Source organism: Phormidium pseudopriestleyi FRX01, assembly GCF_017313335.1.
In the GTDB taxonomy this organism is placed as follows: domain Bacteria; phylum Cyanobacteriota; class Cyanobacteriia; order Cyanobacteriales; family Laspinemataceae; genus Laspinema; species Laspinema pseudopriestleyi.
In genome coordinates this window covers 1-10228 of the sequence record NZ_JAFLQW010000412.1, presented here as the reverse complement: position 1 = coordinate 10228, position 10228 = coordinate 1, and the positions used below count along the sequence as shown (strand labels likewise).

Below are 10228 nucleotides of genomic sequence, written 5' to 3'. Positions count from 1 at the left end.
GTTAAGGGCGATCGCCAGTCAGGGACTATCGTTAATCCCTAGATTAAATTATAATAAACGTTTGGTTCAACCGCCGGTGATGGGGTCCTTATGCTCTCCCAATCGGATCGGGTGGCGATCGCAGGAGGGAAAAACAATGCCTTCATGGAAAGTCACAACACTCATCGGAATACTGCCCCCATGAACTCATGAGCGCTGATTTCAAAACCTTAACCTGAGCCAAACAGGACCTCAACAAAGCCGGATTAGCTGCCTGGGTCTTCAATGACGTGATGCCACCGGAATATGAGACTACCTCCGAGATGATCGCCAAGTCCAGTTACTGCTCATCAACCTCTGGAGTTGACGAGGGACAGCTACACCCCTCAATCTTCCGCAAAGTTAATTTGTTGGATTCACTGAGCTTGGAAGCGGCAAAATCTGCAACAATAAAAAATAGGTTATGAGAATGGGATGATTATCGCGATCGCCGGCTAATCCAGTATTTCTGGGCGGGAGCTTGAGTTGGAGCAATCTAACTGGAGGAAAATCGGACCTAAAATCAAGACCCACTGCTCACTCACCGGCGATCGCCCAAGGCCGCAATGGCAAATTACCAACAGTGGAATCAGGCAATAGCATCCTACTTTACCAGTGGTATATCCCGGGGAACAAGAGTTTACCTCAGTGTAGACGATGACATCCTCGATCGCATTGGTGAAGAATTTGGTTTAGAGCTAAATGCAGACACATGGATCGATGATTTTCTCTCAGCGGTGAGAACAAGAGTCTTCCTTGAGGAACGGATAGATATCGAGCGCGTCTGTAGGTGCGATGCCAAAGGCTATCCTCAAGGTATAGCATTTTTAGCCACAACCGTTTTAGCCGCTTATCAAATGGCTGAAGAAGAAGAGATAGATGAGACCAATTACTTCCAGCGATTAAAAGAAATTTTTACAATCACAACAAAAAACCACCGTCCACCGGGACTAAAAGTTGGCAGTGAAGAACTTTTGTGGAAAGAGTGGAATCAGTGGTTGATGCGACAAGGATTCTTGCCTTCAGCGCAACCAGGAAGTAGCCGGCGAGATAAATATATTAACTATCCAATCTCTCAATCCCTCCTGCGTCGTGCAGATCAAGACCGACTACGGCTTTTATTTAACGAAAAACAGTGGAAAAAAGATTGGGATGGAATGACGTTGTTAGCAAATATGCGACGAGAAGCATCCAGATTTCCTCAACATCTTAAACAGTTGCTGGAAGATAGACAACGTTATGAAGCTGTTGCAGAAACCATCCACGAAGTTTACCAACACTGGTTAGAGTATCCAGAGATATCTGCCACAGTTACAAGCGCAGGAATTCGCACTCGCACTCGCTATTTTTTGGCTGTATTGTACCGGACAGAAGATCCATTTTTAGGTCAGGTTGATTACTCTCTTTACCCGAAACAACAACGGGGACGGCAAGTGGAGTCTATCTCCGTTCAGCAAGGGGATAGAATTCAGCTTTTGAAAGAGGAACGTCCCGGATGGTATTTCCCCCTTGAGTCTCCCCTGAATGCCAGTGAATTGGATCGCGGTGCGAGATACGACATTAGAGAAAACCCCACCCTCGATTGTGTAATTTTGCCCCAACGGGATTTCTGGATTTTGATTCCCGATCCGGATAATCCGGATTCTGGCGTTTACGCCGCTTGGGGAACGCCACCTCTTGGGACAGCTTTTATATTGCTATGTAAGCAGGAATTGCTATCTGATTTATACCGTTTACGAGACGAACGGTTAATCGAATGGAGTGGCGAACCGATATCACGTTTTGAGAATTCAAACTGGGTAGAACTAGACGAGTGCATGGTCATTTCTCAAGCTTGGGATGCGGTGTTTATTAAGAATTCAGAACTCAAAGATGCGTTGCAACCTATTGTGCGATTATCGATTAGCTTATCCGGTGGGTTACGAGTGCCTCAACAAAATGCTTGGTTAGAAGAATACCCGCCAGAAATTACCGTGTTTGGCTTTGCTCCTTCGAGTGAGTTAAAAGTAACTCGCCTATCTGATAATCATGAAATACATTCGGCAACAGTCAAAACTAATAACAAGAATACAATAGTGTTTCCCGGTACTGGTGAGTATCTGATAGAGGCGACGGCTGGACGGGGTTCAACTGAAAGATTCTTGAGAATTTTGCCCTGGGATGAATTGGCGATCGCATCACCTCAACGACGCGAACAGTTAGCGATCGCTTCTGAGTATCGGATTTGCGGGAGCATCATTGAACGAAATTCTGAAAGCGGATAAAATAAGGGGGTGCTAAATGACAAAAGTACAGCGATGGTATCTCGGGTATTCTTATCGGGGAAAACCACAAGACTTGATAGAACAAATTTCTAAAATTGTCCAAGACAAAAATCTGAGCAATTACCTCCCTCTGTTGCGTTTAGAAAAAGGAGCTAAACCGAGAAAACCGTTTTATTTTTTTCTGGCGATTGAGAGCGATCGCATCGGAGCGATTCCGGCAGATGTCGAAGGGTCTCACTTACTGAAGCTACCCTACTTTAAAAGTCCAGCCGTTCGGGGAAATGCTAGTTTTACTTATGAACAAATAAAACAAATGGTTGGTGCGGCTCATGACGTTTGCGATTACACCTATACCATCCCGTATCAACCCCGTCAACCCCAGGTCAATAATAATGAAGAAGACTGGATAACCTCACCCTATCAATCATCTTCGGATCTAGAGGAGCGATCGCATGAAGTAGAGGAGCGATCGCAACGCTGCGATCGCCTTCTCTATTGGCTCTCTGCTGTCGGATGCGGCACCCGAGACTCCTTCAACAAAGTCTGCGAGACGCTCAATATCGACCACCCCAAACGCCTCTTACGCCGCTTAAAACTCCTCGGACATCTTGAATCTTCAGCAGATGGTAAACGTTGGTCTATAGCATCTCCTGCTCTTGTTAAAATTAGCTCGGATTCAGATACTCCAGAATACACCTTATGCGGTCAGCGGAGCATAGAGTTACTGAAACAGTTACAACACTATGCCGAAGTCATATCCAAACCGCAACCCCAAGGAAATGCACCAGCTTGTATTCGAGTAAAAACGACAAAAATAGAGGAAATCGCTTCACAGCTTTCTCTCCTCAACCCCGGTGAAGTTTCCCTGCAATTGGCTGAACTCCTACCGGAACTCACCGATTGGCAACAAAACCTGACTACTCTGCCAGGAATTGTCTCTCCATTGTACCAGTGGAAGCGGTTTGATGGGGAAATTAATGATTTTATCGAGTGCATTTCCCCCAATGAAACCGGAATGTATCAAATGTGGCATTCTGAGAAAACAGGGATTCCCCCTCGAACCCTTTTCTATGAAGCAGACACCGCGACTTGGCGACAGGGGGACTGGTATGGGTTAAGATTTCTGGCGCATCACCACAGCGATCGCCCTTGCGTAGTGCGTTATGATACGATGATGGCCTGTTTGATAATTCCCTGGAATCAGCGATCGCCTGAAATTTACGAACGCGCCTTAGTGCTGGCATCCGGATTTCTACCGACTTATTACCCAATTCAACAAACTGAGTGCCTCATCTATGAGAACATAAGAAAGGAGCTAGTGCAAAAACTGGTGGAAAAACTGCATCTAACCTGCCAAGAGGATTAAACCCATGCATGACCTGGTTGGCTCATATCAAAGACTCGATCGCATTTATCATCTCTACATCAAAAGCGCCTTTCCTCTGCGCTATCGAGCTTTAGCCGACGAACGAGACAGATTGTTACAGCAACCCGGTATCTTGAGTCAACCGCCCTTGGTGGAACCTGTCCCCATTTATCCCTCCTCGGGAATGACTTTATCCGCTGCTGCCAATCAATTGCCTCCAGAATACAGGGATTTAGCACAACTGGGACAAGCAATTTTTGAACCCTCTATTCCACTTTATCGGCACCAGTGGGAAAGCTTGCAAGAAGTCCTAGTCAACCAAAAGGATTTAGTCGTCACTACGGGTACGGGTTCCGGTAAAACCGAATGTTTCCTCTTGCCACTCTTCGCACAGTTAGCCCGAGAATCAAGCACTTGGCAAACTTGTCCGCCACCCCCCAACAATACCCGCTGGTGGGATGATAGTGTCAATCCCATTGGCAATTGGAGATCCCAATGGCAACATGCAACTCGACCAAAAGCTTTACGCGCCTTAATTCTCTATCCATTAAATGCCTTAGTTGAAGACCAATTGCGCCGCTTGCGAAAAGCACTGGAAGCGCCACAAATCCACCAGTGGTTAGATCGCGATCGCAGCGGTAACCGGATTACTTTTGGTCGCTACACAGGACAAACCCCAGTTTCAGGAATTCAAACCAAAAACAGTATCCGACGACTGAGAACCGAGTTAAGGGAACTGGAACAGCAACGGCAACAAATCGATGCGGCAATTCAAAACAATCCTTCTCTGCTGCAGGAGATGCCAGATTTGTCGTACTATTTCCCGCGACTCGATGGGGGAGAGATGCGATCGCGCTGGGATATGCAAGACACTCCCCCGGATATTCTGATTACCAATTACTGTATGCTCAACATTATGATGATGCGGAGCATTGAAAATAGGATATTTGACCAAACTAAACAGTGGTTAGAGAGCGACCCAAAAAACCAATTTTTCCTAATTATTGACGAACTCCACGCCTATCGCGGCACCCCCGGAACTGAAGTCGCTTATATCTTGCGCTTGCTTTATGACCGTTTGGGATTAACCGCCGACTCACCTCAACTGCGAATTTTAACCACAACCGCTAGTTTAGAAGATAATCCCCCGGGTCGAAATTTTTTGCGCGACTTTTTCGGACGGGACAATTTTGCCTTTATTTCTGGACAACAAATCCCCCCCACATCGGGAGCGAGATTCAATCTTTCCGGGTATCAAAATGCCTTTGCTCAGTTTGCTCAGGCTGTGCAACCCGACCCCTTGGAACCCATGCAACCGCCCGATCCAGTGTCCAATCCAGTACGGGAGGCGATGTCCAATTTGGCGATGCAACTGGGTCAACCTGCGGCAACTGGACTGAGTGCAGAACAACAGATTGGGGAAGCATTGCAGAGGATAAATGCCGCCGATGCACTGCGGGATGCTTGCCGGGAAGTTGACCATTTGCTTAACCCAAGCGAGCCTAATCCTACAGTGCGGGCGGCAAAAGTTATCAACCCAGACGAAGCAAACGAGCCAAAAGATTTAGACCGCCAACTGTTTGGTGCAGGGACGAATGGCGTAGTTTCTGATAGTATGCGGGGACTACTGCTGGCACTGGGAATGTCGCAATTACCGACAACCGGGCGATCGCCCCAACCCATGCGCGGTCATTTATTCTTCCACAACCTGCAAAACCTCTGGGCTTGTTGTAATCCTGACTGTACCGACGATGCGGTAAATTCTCAACGTCGCCAACAAGAGGCAATTCGCCCCACCGTCGGTGCTATTCATGCCACCCACAGCTTAACCTGTTCCTGTGGTTCCCGAGTTTTGGACCTACTGGTATGCGAAGTTTGCGGCGATGTGTTTTTGGGCGGTTACAAGGCAACGCGCAAGATAGGCAACAGAAATATAGAGATATTAACCCCCGACCAACCCAATTTAGAGGGAATTCCTGATTTAGTAGTTCTCAACCAACGCTATGGCAACTACCGAGTATTTTGGCCATTACCCCACGAGACACCCCCTTGGAATACCGAACCTCAAGACCTAGAATGGACTCTGGACAAGATAAAACGCAAATGGGTTCGCGCCAAACTCAACCGAGTGACAGGCGTACTCACACAGGATAGCAAGCCACCCAAAGCTGATGATGAAATACCAGGGTGGCTGTATCAAGTTGGAGGGGAGCATCCAGAGCAACGAGCATTACCGAGTAAGTGTCCCCGCTGCGAAGCGGATTACGGGAAACGCGACAAATTCCCCACCCCCCTACGCTTCCACCGCACGGGATTTCAGAAAGCCTGCCAAGTGATTGCCAGTGGACTGCTCAGGGAAATGCCCGCACCTCCCACTCCCACCAGTCGCTCCTCGCGCAAACTGGTGATATTTTCCGATAGTCGCCAAGATGCCGCAAAGTTGGCAGCAGGGATGGAGCGTGATCATTACCGTGACATGGCGCGGATGCTGCTGATTCAGTCATTCCAAGATTACTGGAATGATTTGGTAGCCTTTTTGCGTATGACTTGTAGAAATAATCAGATAGCTATAGATAGGTTGCAATACTTAAATCCCAGTCTTTATGCTGCGGTAGTTGCACCGTCGCCCCCTGAAGATACAAGCCGATACAACCGATTTAGTAATGCCAACGCCCAGTTAGTTGCCGAAGCGTTTTCCTGGGTTATGGATTTACCTTCGAGTAACCCACAAGCTCGTAATGAGTGGCTTGGTTTACTCGAACGTTACCCCGAACGCATTCCCCTTTTGAATTTGCGAGATCGAGTTCGAGATGGCTTACTCGCATCAGGTGTTTGTCCAGGTGGTTCCAGATTCCGCTCCCTGAATTATCCAGTAGGGCAGGGAAGCGGCAAAGAATGGCGACCTTGGTTTGATTGCTATAATTGGACTGGTAGTGCCATCACAAATATTGTTAACCCAATTCCAGAGCAACAGAATCATCTGCAACTAATGGAGGGGATGTTAACTGCTGAACTGATGTATGTGCTGTTTGCTCACATGGTCAGAACTTTAGAAGGAATTGGCCAAGGATGGGTCAGTTACAAACCTCAAGGGAATCCATCGGCAACAATTATTCAGACAAGTGATGCAGTTATTCGCCAATTAGGCATACGCAGAAGACATATATATTCTGAAGATAGTTTTTATCTCGGCAATGAAAATGAGCTACCTGGATATGCCAAAACATACATTAAAAATGCGGGATTAAACCTAGAGGATGTGCAGGAACAACTTTTGTTGTCCAAAGCCGCCGTACCGAGCAGTCGCACAATTGCCCTTGATCCCAACAATCTTTATCTGGTTCTACCTCCAGAAAAACAAAACGGGGCGCGTCCGGGATATCGGTGTCTGCAATGTAATGCGTTTTTTCTGCATCAGGCAGCAGGTATTTGCCCTGAGTGTAGCAATTCCAGAGATCGGCTAGAGGAAGACAAAACCACCACGGATTTTGACTACTACAACTATTTATCCGAACAAGCGGGCGGCCCTTTCCGCCTGAATGCCGCAGAATTGACCGGACAAACCGATAAGGGCGATCGCACCAAACGGCAACGCTGGTTCCAAGACATCTTCATCAACAACGAAATCCCCCAGGTTCAAGGCATCGACCTCCTCAGCGTCACCACCACAATGGAAGCAGGCGTTGACATCGGAGCCTTACTTGCCGTAATGATGGCAAATATGCCCCCTCGCCGCTTCAACTATCAACAACGAGTCGGACGTGCAGGCAGACGTTCTGCTGGCGTCTCTCTCGCCGTCACCTTCTGTCGCGGCAGAAGTCACGATGATTTCTACTTCCAACGTCCCGAAAGCATCACCGGCGACCCACCGCCAGCCCCTTACGTTGACATGGGGAGTCAAGAAATTTTTCAGCGCGTCCTGATTAAAGAAGTGTTGCGGCAAGCCTTCCCCATTGCCCGGTTGAGTTTACAAGCATCCGCCAACGTTGGTTTAACATATGATGGCACTGATAACGTACATGGTGAATTTGGCTCGGTTAAAGATTGGACTCATTACGCACCGGAAATCGCTGCTTGGCTCAATGACCCGGCTAACGAACCCGCCATTTTATCCGTATTAGATATCTTGCGCGTCCAAACCTCATTTAATGCCAGCAATACCAAAATATTGAACTCTCTCCGTAATGACTTAATCCCTCAAATTCAAGAAATCGTCGATGACCCCACCTACACCCAAAATGCCTTAAGCGAACGCCTAGCCAACGCTGGGTTACTGCCGATGTTTGGTTTCCCCACCCGAGTGCGCTTGCTTTATACCCGATGGCCTTTTTCCGGGACTCAATGGCCCCCCGAAACCGGAATCGTAGACCGCAACTTAGATGTAGCCATTTCTCAATTTGCCCCCGGTTCCCAAACCGTAAAGGATAAAGCCGTTCATACTGCCTGTGGCGTGGTCGAGTTGTTTCCCCAGGGCGGCAAAATTACTTCATCCCCTGGATTAGTTCCCGCCCTCACCCAGGGTAATCCCTCTCTCGGACTGTGTAAAAACTGCCAAGCCGTAGTTTACCCGCACACCGTCTTAAATCAACCCTTACCCGGAGGTGAGAAACCGCCAACCATTGAATGTCCGGTTTGTGGGGCTAACGATCTGCGTACCGTAGATGCCAGAGAACCCAAAGGATTCTTTACCGACTTGCAAGAGGAAGACTTTGACGGCCAATTTGAATGGCAACCGCGTTCTACGCGACCCTCTTTGAGTATTAGTGCTAACGTTACTCCCCCTGCATCGCTTCTGAATGCTTCGATTTGCGCCTTTAATGACAGCATTATTTCTGTTAACGATAATGGAGGCCAAGGCGGGTTTGACTTTCAGCAGGCAAAGGTTTTTGGGCGCACCAAACCGGGAGCTTATGCCGTATCTCCCAAATCTGATAGCAAAGTCGGAACATCTGGCCCTGCCTACCGAGTCGCCTTACTCTCTCGACGGAAAACCGATATTCTGTTGGTCAATATCGAGGGATGGCCCGACGGCGTGTTTGCTGACCCCAGGACAGTTGTAGGGCGTGCTGCTTGGTATTCTTTCGCCTTTTGGTTGCGCGTAGCTGCTGCCGCTCACCTGGATGTGGATTCTTTGGAGTTAGAGGCAGGTTTCCGTTCTTTAGAACAGAATGGAACAGTTATCGGGCAGGCTTTTTTAAGCGACAAACTAGAAAATGGGGCGGGATATTGCACGGAACTTGCTAAAACGAATCAGTTTCAACAACTGATGGTTCAAGCTAGTATAACTGCTCCAAACAGCATTGCCAGCCAGTGGCTCAATCCTCACGGACATGGTAGGGAGTGCGACGCCTCCTGCAATCTCTGTTTGCGGGACTATCAAAACTTGGCTTATCATGGCTTATTGGATTGGCGACTGGCGTTAGATATGGCGCGGCTAGTATTGGATGCTGCATCCGTGGTAGATATCAACTCTCCTTGGGGCAATGTCGAGAATCCTTGGCTCAACCTCGTTCAAGGTTCAATTCCTGCCACAATTGAACAGTTAGGCTATGGTGAATCAGTACAATTTGGGACGCTGTTCGGCTACGTTAATTCCGGACGGAAAACCATCCGAATTTTGCGCCATCCCTTATGGAATGATGATCATCCCGAATGGATAGCAGCAAAGACAGCGGCGCAAACCCAGTATCCTGATTATCAGAATGTGGAGCCTGCCAACCCGTTTATGGTACTGCGGCGACCGGGAGATTGTGTGTAACTTTCCTCTCTTCTCTCTTGATAGCTGAAAGCTGATGGGTGATACCTGAATACTTATTTTCATTCATAGTCAAAAATCTTGTGGGGCGAAAATTGCGGAAATTAGAAAAAACGATTATAATCTTAATGTTAAGGGTAAGTTTTACCACCAAAAGGAGGAATATATGATGCAAGTAATTAAGTGTAAAACTCGCGTTGATGCTGAAGGTAAAATAATTTTACAATTGCCTCAATATTTAGCGAATCAAGAATTAGATGTAGCGATAGTCTACGCTCTAGCCAATTCAGAAAATCTCAACGAACTACATGAAATTGTCGATAGTTTTTATGGCTGTTTGGCAGAGGAGCCTATTTTAATAGAAGAAACCGCTCAACAAAACGTAGCATGAGTTATTTACTGGATACCAATGTTTGGGCTAGATATTTAAATGGGCGATCGCCTGCAATTCGGCAGAAATTTAGAGAGGTTGATTTAACTCAAGTTTTTATTTGTTCAATTGTTAAGTCAGAATTGGCTTACGGTGCTTTTAAAAGTCGTAATCCCGATCTAACCTACCGCAAGCAGAATGATTTTATCACTCTTTTTGTTTCGCTTCCTTTCGATGATGTTTCTGCTTTAATTTTTGGTAGATTAAAGGCTCAACTAGAATTAACAGGTGAGATGATTGGGATCAAAGATTTACAAATTGCTGCGATCGCTCTTGCCAACAATCTGACCCTAGTCACCCACAATACGGCAGAGTTTGGACGAGTAGCAGGATTAAAGATCCAAGATTGGGAATCTAAAAATTGAAATTGTTTAATATTCAAACAATTACCCCAG

5 protein-coding genes are annotated in these 10228 nt (G+C 47.1%); all 5 read left to right on the top strand.

Going from position 1 to position 10228, the window contains the following annotated elements; translation table 11 throughout:
* Nucleotides 1–584: 584 nt before the first annotated feature.
* Nucleotides 585–2282, top strand: a complete 1698-nt coding sequence (locus J0895_RS15550; RefSeq protein WP_207088959.1) for a hypothetical protein — start codon at nt 585–587, stop codon at nt 2280–2282.
* A 16-nt stretch (nt 2283–2298) separates the two neighbouring features.
* Nucleotides 2299–3648, top strand: coding sequence for a hypothetical protein (locus J0895_RS15545; protein ID WP_207088958.1), 1350 nt, complete (start codon nt 2299–2301; stop codon nt 3646–3648).
* Between the two features lie 4 nt (nt 3649–3652).
* Nucleotides 3653–9406 (top strand): DEAD/DEAH box helicase, encoded by a 5754-nt coding sequence (locus J0895_RS15540; RefSeq protein WP_207088957.1) that lies wholly within the window; start codon nt 3653–3655, stop codon nt 9404–9406.
* A 163-nt stretch (nt 9407–9569) separates the two neighbouring features.
* Nucleotides 9570–9794: a hypothetical protein gene (locus J0895_RS15535; protein WP_207088956.1), complete on the top strand. Its 225-nt coding sequence runs from the start codon at nt 9570–9572 to the stop codon at nt 9792–9794.
* Entirely contained in the window at nt 9791–10198 is a 408-nt protein-coding gene (locus J0895_RS15530; protein WP_207088955.1) for a type II toxin-antitoxin system VapC family toxin, read from the top strand. The genes J0895_RS15535 and J0895_RS15530 overlap by 4 nt, the downstream gene beginning before the upstream one ends.
* The last annotated feature ends 30 nt before the right edge of the window (nt 10199–10228 follow it).

Bases quoted from the DNA above. Each gene is read 5' to 3' on its own strand.
- J0895_RS15540 (WP_207088957.1), top strand. From the start codon at position 3,653: ATGCATGACCTGGTTGGCTCATATCAAAGACTCGATCGCATTTATCAT.
- J0895_RS15545 (WP_207088958.1), top strand. From the start codon at position 2,299: ATGACAAAAGTACAGCGATGGTATCTCGGGTATTCTTATCGGGGAAAA.
- J0895_RS15550 (WP_207088959.1), top strand. From the start codon at position 585: ATGGCAAATTACCAACAGTGGAATCAGGCAATAGCATCCTACTTTACC.
- J0895_RS15535 (WP_207088956.1), top strand. From the start codon at position 9,570: ATGATGCAAGTAATTAAGTGTAAAACTCGCGTTGATGCTGAAGGTAAA.
- J0895_RS15530 (WP_207088955.1), top strand. From the start codon at position 9,791: ATGAGTTATTTACTGGATACCAATGTTTGGGCTAGATATTTAAATGGG.